A 20,201-nucleotide genomic window follows, 5' to 3' on the forward strand; every position below is an offset into this window, starting at 1 on the left:
AAAACCCAAAGTTCTGGGCGTCGAAAACCGTGTCCAGAGACGTTTTGCGAAAAGTCGGTTAAATGGGCACCAGAGACGATCTCCGCGCATCATTTTTAAAAGATATTTATGCTAAAACTCCCGAAAACCTGGGCTTCTTGGGGAGACTAAATCCTGGGCGGGGGTTCGCATAAGAAAGAGTGGTGGGCCCGGCAGGACTCGAACCTGCGACCAGACCGTTATGAGCGGCCGGCTCTAACCAGCTGAGCTACAGGCCCACGGTATTTAATGCTCTCGGGTGTATCAGATTTTCGGGACTGAATACAGATGCTAAAATTAGTAATCCAGGAAGCTGCGGAGTTTGCGGGACCGCGACGGGTGTTTCAGTTTACGAAGCGCCTTGGCTTCGATCTGACGTATGCGTTCACGGGTGACTGAAAACTGCTGTCCGACTTCTTCCAACGTGTGATCTGTATTCATTCCGATACCGAAACGCATCCGCAAAACCCGTTCTTCCCGTGCCGTTAGGCTGGCCAGAACACGGGTTGTGGTTTCGCGCAAGTTGGCCTGAATTGCGGCATCCAGCGGTAGGACAGCATTTTTATCTTCAATGAAATCGCCCAAGTGGCTGTCTTCTTCATCGCCGATGGGGGTTTCAAGACTGATCGGTTCCTTGGCGATTTTTAGCACCTTGCGCACTTTTTCAAGCGGCATGGTGAGTTTTTTCGCGAGTTCTTCCGGTGTCGGCTCTCGACCAATTTCGTGCAGCATTTGCCGGGACGTCCGCACCAATTTGTTGATTGTTTCGATCATGTGGACCGGAATACGAATGGTCCGCGCTTGATCGGCGATGGAACGGGTGATCGCCTGTCGGATCCACCACGTTGCATAGGTCGAGAATTTATAACCCCGGCGATATTCAAATTTATCAACCGCCTTCATCAAACCGATATTGCCTTCTTGGATTAGGTCCAGGAACTGCAAACCCCGGTTGGTGTATTTTTTAGCAATTGAGATCACGAGGCGCAGATTGGCCTCGATCATTTCTTTTTTCGCTTTGGCAGCTTCGCGTTCGCCTTTTTGAACCGTCGAGACAACCCGGCGATATTCGCCAATCGGCAAGCCCGCTTCCTGGGCAACTTCGACGATCCCCGAACGGATGGTCTTGACCTCATCGCGATGCTTGGTAACCAATTTTTCCCAGCCCTTGCCCTTAAGGCGTTTAACCCGGGTCAACCATTTTGGGTCCATTTCCGAGCCGCGATAATGCTCCAGAAAATCTTCGCGCTTGATCCGGCAGCTTGTTGCCAGCCGGAGCAGTTTGCCCTCAAAGCCGATCAGGCCCCGGTTCAGGTCATAGAGCTGCTCGAGAAGCTCTTCAATGCGGCCGTTGTTCAGGTGGACATCGTCCATCAGCTCGATCATCTCACGGCGGAGTTTTTCGTACCGACGCTCTTGTGCAGTCGTCAGGTCGTCACCCTTGCCGATGGCTTCAAATCGCTGAACATGTAGGCGATGAAGTTTTTTGTATGTTTTATCAATTTTCTCAAAATTTTCGAGAACTTCCGGCGTTAGCTTTTCTTCAAGCGCGGCCAGGGAGAGATTGTTCTCGCCATCTTCGTCGTCTTCATCATCATCATCGCTGCTGCCTTCCGCTGACTCGCCGTCACCTTCCTCAGTCTTATCTTCGGCCGTCTTTTCATCCGTCTTTTCAGGGGCCGCATCAGATGCAGAGGCCGTAGCTGGGGCAACTTTAATTTCTGTCACCGTTTGAGATGCAACTTCTTCGCCGTTTTTGTTCTCATTACCCTCTTCGCCTTCTTCGCCCTCTTCGCCTTCTTCATTAGCTTGGGCCGTCATGTCGGCAGCCGGGCCGCCGCCATTGGTGGCATCCAAATCAATGATATCGCGCAGAAGCATACGTTCATCACGTAAGGCATCGTGCCACGCAACAATCGCACGAATGGTCAGGGGACTTTCGCAGATGCCGCCGATCATCATTTCACGGCCAGCTTCAATTCGTTTGGCAATAGCAATTTCGCCTTCACGAGACAACAGCTCAACACTGCCCATTTCACGAAGGTACATGCGAACCGGGTCATCCGTGCGACCAATGTCAGATTCATCAACATTACCGACGGCCGACTTTTTGGTATCTTTTGCTTCGGCTTCGACTTCAACGACGGCGGCCGCGTTATCGTCTTTTTCCTCGTTCTCGATAACGTTGATGCCCATTTCAGACAGCATCGACATGGTGTCTTCGATCTGCTCAGACGAGACCTGATCAGGCGGTAATGCCGTGTTCAGGTCGTCATAGGTGACATATCCGCGTTCTTTACCACGTGCGACCATCTTCTTGACCCCAGCGCCTAGGGTGTCGAGTAAAGGGCCGTCGGTGGATTCGTCCCGCGATTCTGTGGTTTCCGCTGTTGCTGTTGCCGCTTTTGCCGCCATGTGCCGCGTTCTCCTAATGAGATTCCGTGCAGGTCCTACCGCTATTTCACATCTTATCAAGATGGCGTCTATTGACCGGTTTTACGAGCTTTATAATTAAAGGTCTACCGTCGCGCCCTGTAAGTTTCGCTCTTCCATCTTAAGAGCAAGAAGGCGGTTCATGCCTTCTTGTGAAATATTTAGTTTCTGTTCCTGCTCCAGGTTGTGTATTTCTGCTTGTAATTCTTTAAGTTTGTATCGGGCGTGAGCCTGATTCCAATTTTCCTTCACCGCTTCCAACAGCTCTGTCCTAGCCGCGAGAAGGACTTTCTTGGAAACTTCGGTCGCCATAAGGGCGCCCAATGTTTCTGAAAACCCATACTCTACGAGGTGGTATTTAAGTTGCTCGCTGTCAAGGCCCGGTTCTGCGTCCAAGGTCTTTAAAACCTCTTGACGGAGTTTGTCAAGATCAGGTGCCAAAAATGCTGTGGAACCAAGGCGTTCCGCAACATGGTCATAAAGCTCTGGACGCTCGATCAAAAGCCCCACGAGAATGCGTTCCTGATGCGCTGCTGGATCAACTTTGGTGGCCCTTCCGGCGGCTGCATTTACAGGCGGGGCCGTATTTGGGAAGTGATTACCGCGCCGCTTTGATCGCGCTTCCCACAATCGGTCTTTGAAGGCTTCTTGAAACTGCCGGCGCACGGTCGGGTCGTTGATCTGTTTGGTCAAATCATCAATCCGGCGCTGCAACATGGCTGATTCTTCAGGTGTTCTGAGAGACCGCCCGCCGACTTCCCGACGCCATAGGACATCTGACAAAGGTTGCGCCTCGGCCAGGAGTTCTTCGAATTTTTCTTTGCCGTTCCGCTTGACTAATGTGTCCGGGTCTTCTCCCTCCGGCAGCGTAACGAACCGCAGTCCGAAACCCGGCTTCAGCAACGGCAAGGCTCTTTCCGCCGCCCGGGAGGCCGCGTTTCGGCCCGCCTTGTCACCATCGAAGCAAAGAATAGGTTCAGGTGCCACCCGCCACAATTCGCCGATCTGTTCCTCGGTCAGGGCTGTCCCCAAGGGCGCAACGGCGGTCTCAATCCCCGCCTGCGCCAAGGCAATGACATCCATGTAGCCTTCGGTCACGATAAGCTGCCCGGTCTTTCGCGCAGCGCTCAAGGCATGAATAAGGCCGTACAGCACCCGGCCTTTGTGGAACAACGGGGTTTCAGGTGAGTTCAGATATTTCGGCTCACCATCGCCTAAAATCCGCCCCCCAAAGGCAATCACGCCACCGCGCCGGTCAGTAATGGGGAACATCACCCGGCCGCGAAATCGATCATAGGGTTCGCGGTTCGGATCATCGGGCCGGATCAACATCCCCGCATTGATCATCAAATCTTCAGAAATTCCATCTTTCGCCAACGTTCCCTTCAACGCCCCCCGCGTATCCGGCGCGAAGCCCAAACGGAATTTGGCAATTGTATCTTCATCAAGCCCCCGTTCTTTAAGGTAGCTCAGCGCCCGGCGGCCTTCCGGCATGCGCAGGTTACGTTCGAAGCTGAGGGAAGCCTTTTCGGTAACATCGATTAACGTCTGGCGTTGTTCCGAACGTTCACGTTCTTCGGGCGTATCCACGGGGACTTGCAAACCGACTTCGCCCGCCAGTCGTTCAACGGCTTCCGGAAAACTAAGCCCATCGACCTTCATTACGAAATCAATTGCAGAGCCATGTTCCTGGCAGCCGAAGCAATGAAAAAAACCTTTTTCCTCATTCACTGTAAAGGACGGCGTCTTTTCTTTATGGAACGGACAGAGCCCCATATGCTCGCGGCCCTTCTTGGTCAGCTTAACGCGCTTGCCGACGACCTGGACCACCCCGGCCCGGGCGCGTAACTCATCCAGAAATTGAGGCGAAAAAGCCATTGCGTCCTTAAAGATTCAAATTTGGCGAACGAAAACCCGGGCGTTCGTCTCCCCGCTTACATCTATTTATAAGCGTACCCGTAAAGCGGCGCATTCGAATACCGCCTGTGGATAGTGTGGTACCTGGGAATAAAAGGGAGAAATTAACCCAATTGGGTCTTCACGAGGGCGCTGGCTTTGCTGAAATCCATTTGGCCGGCATATTTTGTTTTCAACGCGGCCATGGTCTTGCCCATATCTTTTAAAGTCGTTGCATCAACTTCAGTGATCGCTGTGCTCACGGCACTGGCCAGGTCTTCATCACTTAGCTGCTCCGGCAAGAACGTCTCAATGACTTCGATCTCTTCGCCTTCCTGCTGCGCCAGTTCCAAACGCCCGCCCTTTTCATAGAGCTTAATACTATCCCGGCGCTGTTTGATCATGGACTGAAGCAGGGACAGAACGTCGGCTTCATCGATACCATCCTGATTGCCTTTGCTTCGGGCGGCGATATCACGGTCTTTCAAGGCCGCCAAGATTAGCCTGACTGTGGAAACAGTCCGGGCTTCTTTGGCTTTCAGCGCCGTCTTCAGCGTCTCACTCAATCGATCCCGGAGCATTCGGGACTCTCCTCAAAACTTCAGAAGCGGCTACCCTAGCGAAAATTGAATTGGAATGCAAATTCAATTAAAACCTTAAGCCATTGAAAATAAACGATTAAATTTAAAAATGGAGTCTTGACGTGGGGCGTTTGTTTCCGTAGAAGAAGCTCTCAGCACAATAGCTATAGACGACGTCATGATGACGCCCGTTGCCCAACGTAATCGCCAAGGCGCGACGCGTACGAGTTGCGCCTGTTTTTACGCATGCGGGGTATCATCGCCTGAGCCGACCGTTTGTCTACAGCATACGTATTTTATGTACTGATTTTAAGGACTTCCGCCCATGTCCGTTTCCCCGCAGACTCCCCCACCTGGCGCAACCGCCGTCTTGGTCCTAGCCGATGGCAGCATCTATTGGGGTCGGGGCGCCGGGGCAGAAGGAACTGCAATTGGTGAAGTTTGTTTCAACACCTCCATCACCGGCTATCAAGAAATTATGACCGATGCCAGTTATGCCGGGCAGATTATTACTTTTACTTTCCCCCACATCGGCAACGTCGGCACAAATTTCGAAGACATAGAGACAAAGACCCCTGCCGCCCGCGGCTGCGTTTTCAGAGCTGATATTACAGAGCCTGCGAACTGGCGCGCGGTCGGGCATCTGAACGGGTGGCTTCAGGCGCAAAACTTGGTCGCGATCACCGGGGTGGATACGCGGAAGCTGACCCGGCACATCCGCGACGGAGGTGCCCCCACAGGTGTTATCGCTCACGCGTCCGACGGTACCTTCGACATTCCCGCTTTGATCAAAGAAGCCAAGGCCTGGCCCGGTCTGGAAGGCATGGACCTGGCTAAGACCGTGACCTGTGCCCAGACCTACCCGTGGGATGGCGAAGCAGACTGGAGTTTGGAACACGGTTATGCGACGCAAGATAAACAAGGCGTCCACGTCGTCGCCGTCGATTTCGGCGCGAAACTGAATATCCTGCGCTGCTTGGCGGCGGCGGGCTGCAAAGTCACGGTTGTGCCCGCGACCGCCACGGCGGAAGATATCCTCGGCCACAAACCCAACGGCGTCTTTTTATCCAACGGCCCCGGCGACCCGGCAGCAACCGGCGAATACGCCGTGCCAATGATCAAAGACCTCATCGCCAATGGTCTACCGATGTTCGGCATCTGCCTCGGCCATCAGCTGTTGTCTCTTGCTTTGGGCGCCAAAACCAAAAAAATGCACATGGGCCACCGCGGCGCCAACCACCCGGTCAAAGACTTGGCAACCGGCACAGTCGAAATCACCAGCCAAAACCACGGCTTCGTCGTCGACCGAGACACCCTGCCAAAAGACATCATCGAAACCCACACGTCATTATTCGATGGCACCCTCGAAGGCATCCGCGTCGACAAAAAACCAATCTTCTCCGTCCAACACCACCCCGAAGCATCACCTGGACCGCAGGACAGTCATTATTTGTTCGAGCGGTTTATGGACCATATAAAGAAAGCAGCCTGACCCCATGCCCAAACGCGAAGATTTAAAATCTATTATGATTATCGGTGCCGGGCCGATTGTTATTGGTCAGGCTTGTGAGTTCGATTATTCCGGCGCACAGGCGTGTAAGGCGCTGAAGGATGAAGGCTACCGGGTTGTCCTGGTGAATTCTAATCCGGCGACGATCATGACTGATCCGGGTCTGGCTGACGCAACGTACGTCGAGCCGATTACCACGGAGTTTCTGGAAAAGGTTATCGAGCGTGAAAAGCCGGATGCAGTGCTGCCGACCATGGGGGGACAGACAGGACTGAACGCCGCCATTGATTTATTCGAAGCGGGGATTCTAGAAAAACACGGAGTGGAATTGATCGGTGCCGATGCGGCCGTCATTGCCAAGGCGGAAGATCGACTACAGTTCCGCGACGCCATGGAAAAGATCGGCTTGGATTGCCCGAAAAGCGCGCTCTGCAAAACCATGAGCGAGGGCCGCGACGCCATAGCCGACATCGGCCTGCCCCTGATCATTCGCCCGTCCTTTACACTTGGTGGTATTGGGGGCGGCATCGCTTATAACCAAGAAGAATTCGAGACCATTGTGCGGAGCGGTCTTGCGGCATCGCCGGTTGGCGAAGTGCTGGTCGAGGAATCTGTGCTCGGCTGGAAAGAATACGAAATGGAAGTCGTCCGCGATCATGCGGATAACTGCATCATTATTTGTTCCATCGAAAACATTGACCCCATGGGTGTACACACGGGTGATTCGATCACCGTCGCCCCAGCGCTCACCCTGACCGACAAAGAATACCAGATCATGCGCAACGCCTCTATCGCGGTACTGCGAGAGATCGGCGTGGATACGGGCGGCTCCAACGTTCAGTTCGCGGTTAATCCCGACAATGGGCGGTTGATCGTTATTGAAATGAACCCGCGGGTGTCGCGCTCGTCTGCGCTGGCATCCAAGGCAACGGGCTTCCCGATTGCTAAAATTGCTGCAAAGCTGGCCGTTGGCTATACGCTGGATGAGTTGATGAACGACATCACCAAAGTCACGCCGGCCTCGTTCGAACCGACGATTGATTACGTGGTCACGAAAATTCCGCGCTTCACGTTTGAGAAATTTCCCGACGCTGATCCATTGCTCACCACCGCCATGAAGTCGGTCGGTGAAGCCATGTCGATTGGCCGGTGCTTTACGGAATCGCTGCAAAAGGGTTTGAGATCCCTAGAGACCGGCCTGACCGGGTTCAACGAAGTCTTCTTGGATGATACGGACAAAACCCCGGATGAAGCGGCTGTGCGCGCCGCCCTGGCTCAACCGCGACCAGATCGGTTATTGTTGATTGCGCAAGCCTTCCGCTGCGGCCTTTCAATTGATGATGTGCACACGATTTGTAAATACGACAAGTGGTTCCTGGAACAGATCGAATCCATCGTTAAAGTCGAAGAAGATATTCGCCGAGATGGCCTGCCCACGGATGCGCCGGGGCTCTTGACCATCAAGAAAATGGGGTTTTCCGATGATCGTCTCGCGGAACTTACCGGCGGCAAGGTATCTGAAATTTCGGACCAACGCATAAAACTTGGCGTTACACCTGTCTACAAACGGGTTGATACGTGCGCTGCGGAATTCGATTCCGATACACCGTATATGTATTCAGCCTACGAAGGGGATGGCTTCCAGGCACCCGAATGTGAGTCCAAACCGAGTACCCGTAAAAAGGTCGCGATTTTGGGTGGTGGGCCGAACCGCATTGGCCAGGGGATCGAATTTGATTACTGCTGCGTGCATGCATCGTACGCGCTCAGTGATGCGGGTCTGGAAAGCATCATGGTCAACTGCAACCCGGAAACCGTCTCGACCGATTACGACACATCCGACCGGCTTTATTTCGAACCGCTGACCGCGGAAGATGTGATCTCCTTGATCCGCAAAGAACAAGAGGAAGGTGAATTCCTGGGCGTGATCGTGCAGTTCGGTGGACAAACACCATTGAAACTAGCGCACGCGTTGGAAGCCGCAGGCATTCCCATATTAGGCACGTCGCCTGACGCCATCGATTTGGCCGAAGACCGCGAACGCTTCCAGGTTCTGCTGCAAGACCTAAAGCTTCTTCAGCCCGCCAACGGCATTGCCCGATCCCAGGAAGAGGCGGAGAAGGTTGCGGACGATATTGGCTTCCCTCTCGTCGTCCGACCATCTTACGTTCTGGGTGGACGGGCGATGGAAATCGTTCACAACACGACAGCGCTGCGGCGTTACATGACAACGGCGGTTAAAGTCTCCGGCGATAGCCCGGTGCTGCTGGATTCATATCTACAAGACGCAATAGAAATTGATGTTGATGCGATTTGTGACGGTGACGATGTCTATGTCGCCGGCATCATGCAACACATTGAAGAAGCGGGCATTCATTCAGGTGATTCCGCGTGCTCCCTGCCGCCTTATTCCTTGGACGACGCAATGATTGCGGAACTTGCTGTTCAGGCGGAAAAGCTGGCCCGGGGCCTAGGCGTTGTTGGGTTGATGAACATTCAGTTCGCGATCAAAGACGGCGATATTTATATTCTTGAGGTCAATCCACGGGCCAGCCGGACTGTTCCCTTCGTTGCTAAGGCAACCGGGGTGCCGATTGCGAAAATTGCGGCACGTGTTATGGCGGGTGAAAAGCTGAAATCTTTTGGCCTTAAAGGGACACCTAAATTAAAGCACGTCGCGGTGAAAGAAGCCGTGTTCCCATTTGCGCGTTTCCCAGGCGTTGACAGTATTCTTGGTCCTGAAATGAAATCCACCGGCGAAGTCATGGGAATTGATTCAGATTTCAAGGGTGCGTTTGCCAAATCTCAGTTGGGAGCTGGGGCACTTCTGCCGACGGATGGAACCTGTTTTATTTCGGTTAAAGACCGCGATAAGGGCTTGGCGATCAAGGTTGGGCGCCGGCTTCAAGACTTAGGGTTCAGTCTAATTGCTACTGGGGGCACGGCGTTAGCGTTGGGCGAAGCCGGATTGAACGTCAACCGCGTCAACAAAGTTGCCGAAGGACGGCCCCATTGTGTGGACGCAATCATCAACGGCGAAGTCGATTTGGTCGTGAATACAACGGAAGGGGCGACGGCCATCGCAGATAGTTTTTCCATCCGCAGAACCACGTTGACCCATTCCATCCCCTACTATACAACCATGGCCGGCGCGGCGGCGGCGGTTGATGCCGTAGAGGCAATGACCACCGGCGCACTTGAAGTTGCCCCGTTGCAGTCCTATTTTACAAAGTCATTCTAGAGGTTTCTTGAGAACTAAGACGTTCGAGCCCTGGGATATTTAAGAGAGATCACACGAACCTCACTTGGGTTCGCGGTGTGTTTTTTTTTGCTAAATGCGTTAAAGAGGATTGGATAATGGATAAAGTCCCTATGACGGCCAAGGGCAAGCGCGATCTTGAGGAAGAATTGCGTCGCCTGCGGTTTGAAGAACGCCCGGCCATCATTAAAGCAATTGCGGAAGCCCGCGAACATGGCGATTTGTCGGAGAACGCGGAATATCACGCGGCCCGCGAACGCCAGAGCTTTGTCGAAGGCCGACTCAAAGAGTTGGAAGGAATTATTAGCCACGCCGATGTAATCGATCCATCGCTGTTTTCAGGTGATGTGGTCCGGTTTGGCGGGAATATTATCCTTGCTGACGAAGACACCGATGAAGAATCAAGCTATCAAATCGTCGGTGCCAACGAAGCCGACATCGCCACCGGACTCCTGTCCTGTACGTCCCCCTTGGCCAGAGCCCTGATGGGCAAATCCGTTGGTGATACAGTCGAAGTGACGGCACCGGGTGGGTCAAAATCTTATGAGATCGTTGAGGTGAAGTTTGTCTGAGGCATTGGCGCTTTTTCCTAACCGATCACCACATTAATCTCGCCCGCCTCTTCCCACAAAATTAAGTTTATAGGCCTACATTTATGATCAAAAGTACTGATGGATTAATCGACGAAATTCGTGATCGTTTTGCGCATGTTGAAACCTGCCCCTACCAAGGGACGCGCGTTTTCTTTGAGAATGCAGGCGGCGCGCTGACGCTCAAATCCGTGGTGGATCGGTCAACGGAACTGGCATCAGTCCCGGACAATCAAGGCCGAGATAACCCAGCCTCCCACGAATTGGTCCGGATCATCGACAAGGCCAAGGACGATATTCGGCTCTTCTTTGGCGCGGCTAAGGGCCCTGTATTTGTGGGCGAGAGCGGCACCGAATTGTTGTTCCGACTGATCAGCACAGCGATCCTTGAAGCCCCCGAAGGCGGTGATGTTGTCGGCAGCACTTTGGAGCACCCAGCCTCCGTCAGCGCGTGCGCCCGCTGGGCAAAAATCGCCAACCGTAAGTTTGTTCAAGCGCCACATAATTCCGAAACGGGCACAGTAACGGCCGAAGATTATCGCCCCCATGTGACGGCAGATACGCGGGTGGCTGTGATCCTGCATACGTCGCCTGTAACTGGAATGGCGGTCGATGTGGCCAGCATTGCAAAGCTGATCCGCGAAGTTTCGCCATACTGCTACATCATTGTCGATGGTATTCAGCATGCGGCTCATGGCGGTCTGGACATCGATTCTTACAGCATCGATGGTTATGTTATCTCCCCGTACAAAGTGTTTTCTCGGCATGGTTATGGCATTGCCTGGACCTCCGAGCGTTTGGGCAGCTTGCCCCACAACAGCCTAATCGGTGCCCCTAAAGACCAATGGGATTTAGGCACCCGCGACACCGCGTCCTATGCAACCTTTTCCGATGTGGTTGACTATTTCGACTGGCTCGGCGGCCATTTCACATCGTCCGCAGACCGGCGCGAAAGGATCAATGCGGCGGGCAAAGCGATCCATCAACAAGAAAAAGATCTTACCGATGCAATGTTGTATGGCGTCGGTGGCCAGGACGGCTTAGCGGCAATGTCAGAAGTCAGCGTGATCGGCGGGATCGACAATCCTATGCGCGAAGGTTTGGTCGCGATCACCATTGAAGACATGGCAGCGGTCGACATCGTCAGCGAATTACGCGAAATGGGCATCCGAACCCACGCCCGCAAGAACGACCATTATTCCGGTAATATTCTAAATCCGCTGAATTTGGACGATTGCGTAAGAGTCTCAATGTGCCACTACAATACGGAAGAAGAAGTGACGCAGTTTTTGGGCGCGGTGCAGACGATCGTGAAAAATCGGGCAGCGGCGTAAATTTATATTTTTACGGTATGAATAGGCGAAAGTAGGAGGAGAACAAGTATGTTTTCCCGCGCTTTCCGCCAGTTATTTCGGCGAGTATTTCTAGACGTTCAAAATCCGCAATCAGCTTGTAAGCGGATGCGGGAGAGACCTCTGCAGCTTTCGAAACTCTATCAGCATCAATAATGGGTCGTTGATAGAGACTATTCAGAACCTTCTGCGCGTTCGCGGCACGGCTTCCCAGTGTTTGAATTTTTGCCTCTACTTCTTTTTGAAGCTGAAGAATGTTGTCAAAAGTATCAATACTGTTTTTTGCAGTTTCTATAATGCCGACCAGAAAAAACCTGAACCACTGCGGCAAATCGTTTTTTTCCCTTACGCGCATCAGGTTGTCATAATAATGCGTCCGGTTTCGTACAAAAAAATCGGAAAGGTAAAGAACGGGTCTTTTTAAAATTCCCTTACTCACCAGATATAAGGTTATGAGCAAGCGACCAACCCGACCATTGCCATCTAGAAAAGGGTGAATGGTCTCGAACTGATAATGTATGAGTGCAATTTTAAGCAATTCAGGGAAGTACCTGACGTCATCATTTGCAAATTGCTCAATGTCACTTATCAGGTCATTCACTGATGTATGAACCGGTGGAATGAAGACCGCGTCCCTAATCGTTGCCCCTCCAATCCAGTTTTGGCTGACTCTAAATTCTCCCGGTTGCTTGTTTTCTCCACGAACGCCTTGAAGCAATGTTTTATGTGTTTCGCGGGCAAGGCGGGATGAGAATGGAAGAACTTTTAATTTTTCTATTGCTTCATTCATAGCGGCCAAATAATTTTGCACCTCCTCCCAATCATCTCTTCGATCAATAGCGATATCTTCCCTGTCTAATAGGGCGTCCTCCATCGTCGTTTGAGTACCTTCAATCTTGCTGGATTGTGTTGCCTCTTTGAGGACGTGCATTTGAATAAACAGATCAATGTTTGGAATGTAGTCGGAATACATGTCGAGCCGACCCAATTCCCGGTCAGCCTGACCAAGCAGCTTCTGCAGTTCCATATCATCGACAATCCACTCTCGATTAATCGGATTGGGCTGAAAGCTCTTATACTGGTACTGCTGAACATACTGTCCAGATTCAAACGATTTCATTTTTGGTATTTACCTTACACAAAAATAAGCCAATCTGTTATTTTAGTTATAAGGAAAAATCTAAAAAATATCAATTAGTTATTTTAGTTAATTTCATTAATCTAAAATAATAATATCCCCTAATTTAGACGGTAAAGCCTGTTTATAAACCATCTCCCCCCTCAATCGGTGCCCCTGTTTCATCCTTTGACGTCCGAATGGTTTCAAATGTTGTGACGTTGGAAACGTGGTCGGCCGCCGTCAGGCGCATGGTGAGGTCGTCGCGGTGTTCTTTGTCGCGGGCGAGGAGTTTTAGCATGAAGTCACCGCCGCCTCGGATCATGTGACATTCGCGGATTTCAGGAACGTCTGCCGCCCAGTCTTCGAAGCCTGTGAGCACAGTTTGAGATTGGCCATCTAGACCGACCAGGGCAAAAAAAGTTTCCTTATAACCCAACAATGCCGGGTCGATGTCTGCGTGATAGCCGCGAATTATGCCGTCCTCTTCCAAGGCGCGGACGCGGCGCAAACAAGGGGGGGCTGATATGTTGGCGCGGCCAGCCAATTCAATATTGGTCATTCGACCGTTTGCCTGTAAATCTCGCAAGATTCGCAGGTGAGTTTCATCGATTTTAAGCGTGGGCTGGTCTTTCATTTCTTTTACCCCCCTGTTTTGGGTAATTATATTACAACGAGACCTGGGTCTGGCCAAGTCTGCATCGTTTTAAAATGACCAACCCCGGAGTGCCTTCTTGCGGAACAGGACTGATATTCTTATGTTAGCCGCCTTGTTCTAGAGTCATATCGTTTGAGGGAATCATCGCCGCCATGTCGACACATCATCATTCCAAGGTCTTGATCATCGGTTCCGGTTCAGCTGGATATACGGCTGGCATTTATGCCTCCCGCGCCAATTTAAGTCCTTTGTTGGTCAGGGGCATGCAGCCGGGCGGGCAACTGACAATCACCACAGACGTTGAAAACTTTCCAGGCTTCGCAGAAGCCGTGCAAGGTCCTTGGCTGATGGAGCAGATGGAGGCACAAGCCAAGGCCGTTGGCACCCAGATGATTGAAGATACCATTGTTTCCGCAGACCTTTCCAAACGCCCTTTCACGCTGACCGGAGATTCCGGCGATACCTACAGCGGCGATACCCTGATTATCTGCACCGGTGCCACCGCCCGTTGGTTGGGACTCCCGAGCGAACAAAAGTTCATGGGCTTTGGTGTATCGGCTTGTGCAACCTGTGACGGGTTCTTTTTCCGGGATCAGGAAATAGCGGTCATTGGCGGCGGTAATTCCGCGGTCGAAGAAGCCCTGTTCCTGACCAATTTTGCCTCCAAGGTCACATTGGTTCATCGCCGCAATGAACTACGTGCAGAAAAAATCGCCCAAGACCGATTGTTCAAGCACAAAAAGATCGAAATGATGTGGGATAGCACCCTGGAAGAAATTCTCGGCGATGATGATCCTGTCAGTGTCACCGGCGCCCGCATTAAAAACGTCAAAGACGGCAGTACGACGGACCTTCCGGTGACCGGCGTGTTTGTCGCCATTGGCCATGACCCTAATACACCGTTGTTTAAAGGTCAGGTAGATATGGACGATGAAGGCTATATCCTCACCCAACCTGACAGCACAGCGACCAACATTCCGGGTGTCTATGCCGCTGGTGATGTACAGGATAAAATTTACCGCCAAGCTGTCACGGCAGCGGGCTCGGGCTGTATGAGCGCACTGGAAGCGGAAAAGTTTTTAGCCGAAAACGAAGAACAATCCGCAGCTGCTGAATAAATTTTACCAAAACGAAGATTTATACGGCGACCTTCGGCGCTTTTAAGGTAAAGTGAAGCGCGTCTATGGTGATTTTATGACTTATTTTACGGGGCTTTAAATGGATTGGGACAAGCTTCGCGTCTTTCACGTCGTTTCAGAAGCCGGCAGCTTCACCCATGCCGGGGAACAACTGAACCTGAGTCAATCAGCCGTCAGCCGACAGATCAGTTCGCTCGAAGAAAGCCTGAAAGTAACGTTGTTCCACCGCCATGCGCGGGGATTGATCCTGACCGAACAAGGGGAGATGCTTTTTCGCACAGCCCGGGAAATTTATGCATCCGTCAATATGGCGCAATCGCGACTGGTTGAAAGTCAGGAAAAACCCGAAGGGCAATTGAAGATTACCACGACGGTTGCGTTCGGCTCGGTTTGGCTGACGTCGCGCATTAAGTCCTTTATTGAGATGTATCCCGAAATTCAGGTCTCCGTCGTTTTGGCGGACAACGAATTAGATCTTTCGATGCGCGAAGCCGATGTTGCCATCCGCATGATGCCGCCGCGTCAGCCTGATTTGATTCAGCGCCACCTCATGACCATGCGCTATCGTATCTATGCCTCCCCTGCATATCTGGAGGCTAACGGCACCCCTGAGACGACGGAAGAGCTAGACAATCACAAGATGATTACCTATGGCGACGGCGCGCAATTTCCGGTTGATCGGTATAACTGGCTGATGGAAGGCCGGACGCCAATTCTCAAGGTTAACAGCACCTATGGCATCTACCGCGCCGTGCAAAGTGGTCTTGGGATCGCCGCACTACCAGATTATATGAGCCGCGAAGGGGGAAATTTGGTTGAAGTCCTGCCTGATCTGGAAGGGCCATCGTTTGATTCTTACTTTGTCTACCCAGAAGAGCTTCGCCACAATAAGAGAATCGGTGTATTCCGTGACTTCCTGGTTCACAGCATTTCGGAAGATGGCCTGCAATAGCTTGATTTTATTAAAGAATTAGCCATGCGTTCAGCGCATACCGGAATTGCCTGAAATCTCCTGGCATTTGTCCGCTTAGCTTCATATATACCCCTTATGAAACGTTGCTTTGCAGTGTTTCTCCAGATTTATCCGTTTTGGGCGCAACGCCCAAAATAAGGGCTCGTTCCTCCCATTCATGAAACGAGTCCTTGCGTCTCCTAGACGTGAAGCCTCCCTGTTAGACTTGCCGGTCCCCTCGCGGGACCGGCCTTTTTTTTAAAAAAATTCAGCGCGTCCCAGCATCTCATTAGAATCCTTCGTATTCATCAAATACTTAACCAAAAACTGGGTCTAGATTATTGGGTCGTCTCCAGGTATGCTACGGAGCGAATCGGGAGACCGGCGTGTGGTGGTGCGTGGGTGCCTTAGGTGAGATGGAAATAAGGGGGGCGATTCTATGCCTCGTGGAATTTTAGCGATTTTTATGGCTCTGATGCTGGCTTCATGCGTGCAGCCTGGGCAATCGTATTACGAGCTTAACGACACGCGACCTGTCATAGAAAAAGGCAAGGCCCGCATCTACGTATTCCGGGAAACCAATATTACCTATTTGACCTTTGAAGCGAGGGCGAGGGTGAATGGGAAGGCCGCAATTAAATTGCCCAATGGGGCTTATGCCTACTGGGATGTGAAGCCGGGCAGCGTAAGTGTTGATATCATCGATACCTGGGATTCGACCAAGCCTTCATCCTTGAATGTAGCGACTGAGGTGGGGCAGGAGTATTTCGTCGCCGTATTGCCAAGGCAAGTGCCAGCAGAAGATGGCCACTATAATTATCCCACGGGCAAAGAAGAAATGGTCAGTGGTTCTGCCTCAGGATTTAAGCTTCATTCCGTGCATCCGGACTATGGGCGCTGGCAGATTACTTCATTGTCACCTGCCGGATACATGAACGACATGGAAATTTACACGTCGCGCCAAACCAAACAGTAAACGCGACGCGAACAAAAAAGCGGATGCGCCGGGAAACCGGCAGCATCCGCTTTTTTATTTATATTAATACCTAGTGGGCCGCATCAGCCTTCGCTGCAACCACCTGATCTGCAGGTTTGCCCGTGAATTCTTGTAGGTGGTCATAGCTCCATTCAAACGATCCTACGCCTTGGGTTGATGATCTGAGATCAATGATCAACCCGTGCATTTCTGATTGCGGCAGTTGAACCGAGACTTCGTCCCAGTTGTTCCACCCTGTTTTTGCATCAAAACCTAAAATTTGTCCGCGGCGGCCGCTGACCAGACGTTGGATCTTTGAGGTGAATTCATTGGGTACCGAAATTTGGACAAGGCAGATCGGCTCTAACAAAACCGGGTTACAACTTGGCATGCCCTCCCGCATGGCCATTTGCGCTGCCGCCTTAAACGCCATGTCGGAACTGTCCACTGCATGAAATTGGCCATCGGTCAGGGTCACCGACACATCAACCACCGGGAACCCCAAAGGACCACGTTTTAGATAGTCCTTCACGCCGTGTTCCACCGCCGGAATATAATTCTTTGGCACGACGCCACCGGTAATGGTGTCGTTGAATTGGAATCCCGCGCCGCGCGTCATCGGCTTGATATCAATATGAACGTCACCAAACTGCCCATGGCCGCCACTTTGTTTTTTATGGCGCGCGTGCTGAGACACTGGCTTGCGAATGGTCTCCTTGTATGGAACCTGCGGTCGGTGTGACGAGATTTCCATATTATAAGCGCTCTTCAGTCGCGCCAAAGAGATCAGCAGATGCATTTCCCCCTGCCCCCACAGCAGCATCTCGCCAGTGTCATGATTGGACTCAATCGATAGAGACGGGTCCTCTTCCATGAGTTTATGCAAAGCCCCACTGAGCTTCACCTCATCCGCGCGTTCCGCTGCGTGAATTGCCATGGAAAAAAGCGGTTTTAGCGGTTCTGGCCAATTCTCTGCCGTCAGGGTCCCGGCTTCTGATAAGACCGTCCCGGTCATGATTTCATCCATGCGGCCGAATGCCGCAACTGACCCAACCGGGGCTTTCGAAATTTTATTCTGTTTCGCCCCAAGATTGGAATAAAGCCCACTGACCCTTGTTCCATTCAGAGCCATGCCATCACTGACGTCGCCTGAGAGAACCCGAGCAAAGGTAAGCTTCCCTGTATGGCCCGCGTAAACACTTTTAAAAACCTGCGCCGTGACGGGTTGGGCAGCACTACTTAAGCCCAATCGTTCAATGACACTATCAACTCCCGGCGTCTCATGGCGCAATACCTTGAGCAACCTGACGATGCCGTTATCGTTTTCAGCGGAACCGAAAAACACCGGCACGATCAAATCTTGGCGCAGATCGTTGGATAAATTATCGTAGACCGTATCCGATGAAGGCGTCACATCTTCCAGAAGTTGTTCCAATAAATCATCGTCAAAATCGGCAATTGTCTCCAACATTTCTGTGCGGGCTTGCTGTTCGCGGTCGGTGACTGTATCGGGAAGCTGGATCAAGTCTGACGGTTTGTGAGCGTTCCAGTTGAAGGCGCGTTCACTGACCAAATCGACATGGCCGGTTATACCTTCACCATCACGGATGGGTATTTCCCGCAGCACCAGCGGGCGGCCTGAAACGCCCTGAAGGGCTTCCAAGGTTTCACGAACGCTCGATGTGGTGATGTCCATTTTGTTGATAAAGATCACGTGGGGTATGGCATTGCTTTCCAAGAATATGAGCAACGGAGAAACTGCCAAGGCCTTCGACGCATCAGGTTCACAAACGACGATAGCAATATCCACAACCATCAACGCATTGATTGCTTCCTGAGATAACTCAATGGAACCAGGGCAGTCTATAAAAGCCCATTGATCATCGAGATAGTCGAAGTTTGCGACGCTTAGTTCGACGCTCATTTGGCGCTTTTGAGCCTCTGGTGAACTGTCGCTGACGGTGTTGCCTTCTTTTATAGTGCCCTTTCGGTTCACGGCACCCGCAGCGAAAAGGATGCTTTCCAAGAGTGAGGTTTTTCCGCTTAGGTATGGACCAACAATCGCCGCACAGCGTGGTCCAGATTTATCTTTCGTCGGCATAGATCAAGCCTCCCCAGATTTTGTTTTCCGTAACAGTCGAATTTTTTGTTGTCTAGAAAGGGTAGTCCGGTCGGCGAAAGATTCATAGAAAAAAAGGGAATTAGGCGGCTCAAAAATTGAGCGCGCGCAAACCAACGGCGTCGAAGACCGGTCTTCGACGCCGTTAATTCTTAATCAAATCCGTCGCTAAAGTCTTAGTTGGCGGGGGCCATCGGAACCAACCCTGTCATAATCGCAACGACAGCGATCAGGGCAATGCCCCCAAGAATACCAATCGTCCAAGTCACAGCTTTTTTGTCGTCTTGGGTCATCTTAACCTCCATCAACATTTGCCGCGCGGCAGTTGAAAATTGGAGGCGCCTCAAGCAGGCAGGACTATAGCATAATTGGCCGTAATTTTGAACTGTTTATGAATTTTACTTCAACGCCGCGCACGCCCGTTGGATACGTTGGCAGGCGTCTTCTAGGACGTCGGTTGCGGTGGCGTATGAAATTCGAAAAGCCGGCGACAGGCCGAAGGCAGCACCGTGGACGCAGGCGACGCCTTCGGTTTCCAATAAATATGTCACCACGTCCTCGTCGTTTTCGATAACCTTTCCATCGGGTGTGGTTTTACCGATCATCCCCGCACACGACGGATAGACGTAAAACGCACCCTGCGGTTTCGGACATTCAAGGCCAGAAGCCTGGTTCAACATGCTGACAACAAGATCACGACGTTCTTTAAAGAGCTTGTTGTTTGCCGGGATATGGTCGTGGGAACCGTTGAGGGCTGCCACGGCGGCGGCCTGCGAGATTGAACTGGTATGGGTGGTCGACTGCGACTGAACCTTGTTCATTGCCTGGATCAGTTCCAACGGTCCCGCGCCATAGCCCAGGCGCCAACCCGTCATCGCGTAGGCTTTTGACATGCCGTTCAAAGTAAGCGTACGGCCCAACAATTCTGGTTCTACTTGAGCGGGCGTAAAGAATTCAAAATCGTCGTAGGTGATCATTTCATAGATATCGTCAGTCATCACCCAAACGTTGGGATGCTTCACCAGGACGTCGGTCAGCGCCTTCATTTCATCATAGCTGTAGGCGGCGCCTGTTGGATTGGACGGCGAATTTAAAACGATCCACTTGGTGCGCTCGGTGATTTTGGCCTCAAGTTGTTCAGGCTGAAGTTTGAAGCCCTGATCGATGTTGCATTCGATAATGACTGGCGTGCCTTCACATAGCAGGGTGATATCTGGATAAGAAACCCAATAGGGAGCCGGAACGATAACTTCATCGCCAGGGTCCAAGGTCGCCATCATCGCGTTATAGATGTTCTGCTTGCCGCCACAACTGACGCTGATTTGTGCGGGCGTATAGTCCAAATCGTTGTCGCGCTTTAGTTTTGCGCAAATGGCCTCGCGCAATTCCAGGGTCCCTTCCACGGCGGTGTATCGGGTTTCCCCCCGGTCCAAGGCGTCCTTTGCGGCCTGAATAATGTGAGCCGGGGTGTCAAAATCCGGCTCTCCCATGCCGAGGGAAATGATATCTTTGCCTTGGGCCTTAAGGTCACGTGCCTTCCCGGTCATCGCGATGGTCTGAGAAGGCTGGATACGGCTTAAACGCGAAGCGATAAATGGCAT

The 20,201-nt window shown here is 51.9% G+C and carries 14 protein-coding genes and 1 tRNA gene; 7 read left to right on the forward strand and 8 right to left on the reverse strand.

From position 1 onward, the window contains the following. Nucleotides 1-180: 180 nt before the first annotated feature. From HOM51_17315 to HOM51_17330, 4 genes are all read right to left on the reverse strand, one after another. A tRNA-Ile gene (locus HOM51_17315) sits at nucleotides 181-257 on the reverse strand. 58 nt (nucleotides 258-315) lie between these two features. Beyond that, nucleotides 316-2,433 carry an RNA polymerase sigma factor RpoD gene (gene rpoD, locus HOM51_17320; GenBank protein MBT5036277.1) on the reverse strand — a complete coding sequence of 706 codons (2,118 nt, stop codon included), beginning with the start codon at nucleotides 2,431-2,433 and terminating at the stop codon, nucleotides 316-318. A 96-nt stretch (nucleotides 2,434-2,529) separates the two neighbouring features. Further along, nucleotides 2,530-4,329 (reverse strand): DNA primase, encoded by a 1,800-nt coding sequence (locus HOM51_17325; protein MBT5036278.1) that lies wholly within the window; start codon nucleotides 4,327-4,329, stop codon nucleotides 2,530-2,532. Nucleotides 4,330-4,472: 143 nt separating this feature from the next. Then, complete coding sequence (locus tag HOM51_17330) at nucleotides 4,473-4,928, reverse strand: GatB/YqeY domain-containing protein (protein MBT5036279.1); 456 nt, start codon at nucleotides 4,926-4,928, stop codon at nucleotides 4,473-4,475. Nucleotides 4,929-5,253: 325 nt separating this feature from the next. Here HOM51_17330 and carA point away from each other — a divergent pair, with 325 nt between their 5' ends. The 4 genes from carA (at nucleotide 5,254) to HOM51_17350 (ending at nucleotide 11,621) form a co-directional block, all read left to right on the forward strand. Further along, nucleotides 5,254-6,420 carry a glutamine-hydrolyzing carbamoyl-phosphate synthase small subunit gene (gene carA, locus HOM51_17335; GenBank protein MBT5036280.1) on the forward strand — a complete coding sequence of 389 codons (1,167 nt, stop codon included), beginning with the start codon at nucleotides 5,254-5,256 and terminating at the stop codon, nucleotides 6,418-6,420. A gap of 4 nt (nucleotides 6,421-6,424) precedes the next feature. Further along, the gene (gene carB / locus HOM51_17340) at nucleotides 6,425-9,679 is read left to right on the forward strand and encodes a carbamoyl-phosphate synthase large subunit (GenBank protein MBT5036281.1); all 3,255 of its coding nucleotides are present in this window, start codon (nucleotides 6,425-6,427) and stop codon (nucleotides 9,677-9,679) included. Nucleotides 9,680-9,795: 116 nt separating this feature from the next. Beyond that, nucleotides 9,796-10,269, forward strand: a complete 474-nt coding sequence (gene greA / locus HOM51_17345; GenBank protein MBT5036282.1) for a transcription elongation factor GreA — start codon at nucleotides 9,796-9,798, stop codon at nucleotides 10,267-10,269. An 83-nt stretch (nucleotides 10,270-10,352) separates the two neighbouring features. Continuing rightward, nucleotides 10,353-11,621 carry an aminotransferase class V-fold PLP-dependent enzyme gene (locus HOM51_17350; protein MBT5036283.1) on the forward strand — a complete coding sequence of 423 codons (1,269 nt, stop codon included), beginning with the start codon at nucleotides 10,353-10,355 and terminating at the stop codon, nucleotides 11,619-11,621. A 10-nt stretch (nucleotides 11,622-11,631) separates the two neighbouring features. On the opposite strand, the gene HOM51_17355 is transcribed toward HOM51_17350, so the two are convergent. Together HOM51_17355 and HOM51_17360 are read right to left on the reverse strand one after the other, a co-directional pair. After that, complete coding sequence (locus tag HOM51_17355) at nucleotides 11,632-12,759, reverse strand: Fic family protein (GenBank protein MBT5036284.1); 1,128 nt, start codon at nucleotides 12,757-12,759, stop codon at nucleotides 11,632-11,634. Between the two features lie 142 nt (nucleotides 12,760-12,901). Further along, nucleotides 12,902-13,393: an Lrp/AsnC family transcriptional regulator gene (locus tag HOM51_17360; protein ID MBT5036285.1), complete on the reverse strand. Its 492-nt coding sequence runs from the start codon at nucleotides 13,391-13,393 to the stop codon at nucleotides 12,902-12,904. A 173-nt stretch (nucleotides 13,394-13,566) separates the two neighbouring features. Between HOM51_17360 and trxB the strand changes: the two genes are divergently transcribed. The 3 genes from trxB to HOM51_17375 all read left to right on the forward strand — a co-directional run bounded on the left by trxB (nucleotide 13,567) and on the right by HOM51_17375 (nucleotide 16,481). Then, nucleotides 13,567-14,532, forward strand: a complete 966-nt coding sequence (gene trxB, locus HOM51_17365) for a thioredoxin-disulfide reductase (GenBank protein ID MBT5036286.1) — start codon at nucleotides 13,567-13,569, stop codon at nucleotides 14,530-14,532. Nucleotides 14,533-14,632: 100 nt separating this feature from the next. Then, nucleotides 14,633-15,505, forward strand: a complete 873-nt coding sequence (locus HOM51_17370) for a LysR family transcriptional regulator (protein ID MBT5036287.1) — start codon at nucleotides 14,633-14,635, stop codon at nucleotides 15,503-15,505. A gap of 439 nt (nucleotides 15,506-15,944) precedes the next feature. Beyond that, nucleotides 15,945-16,481, forward strand: coding sequence for a DUF2846 domain-containing protein (locus HOM51_17375; GenBank protein ID MBT5036288.1), 537 nt, complete (start codon nucleotides 15,945-15,947; stop codon nucleotides 16,479-16,481). A gap of 70 nt (nucleotides 16,482-16,551) precedes the next feature. Here the strand turns inward: HOM51_17375 and HOM51_17380 are convergent, their stop codons facing one another. Together HOM51_17380 and HOM51_17385 are read right to left on the reverse strand one after the other, a co-directional pair. Continuing rightward, nucleotides 16,552-18,582, reverse strand: a complete 2,031-nt coding sequence (locus HOM51_17380) for an elongation factor G (GenBank protein ID MBT5036289.1) — start codon at nucleotides 18,580-18,582, stop codon at nucleotides 16,552-16,554. Nucleotides 18,583-18,998: 416 nt separating this feature from the next. Beyond that, a complete protein-coding gene (locus tag HOM51_17385) occupies nucleotides 18,999-20,201 on the reverse strand; it encodes a pyridoxal phosphate-dependent aminotransferase (protein MBT5036290.1) in 1,203 nt (400 codons plus the stop codon).

Source organism: Rhodospirillaceae bacterium, from assembly GCA_018660465.1.
Lineage (GTDB): Bacteria > Pseudomonadota > Alphaproteobacteria > Rhodospirillales > JABJKH01 > JABJKH01.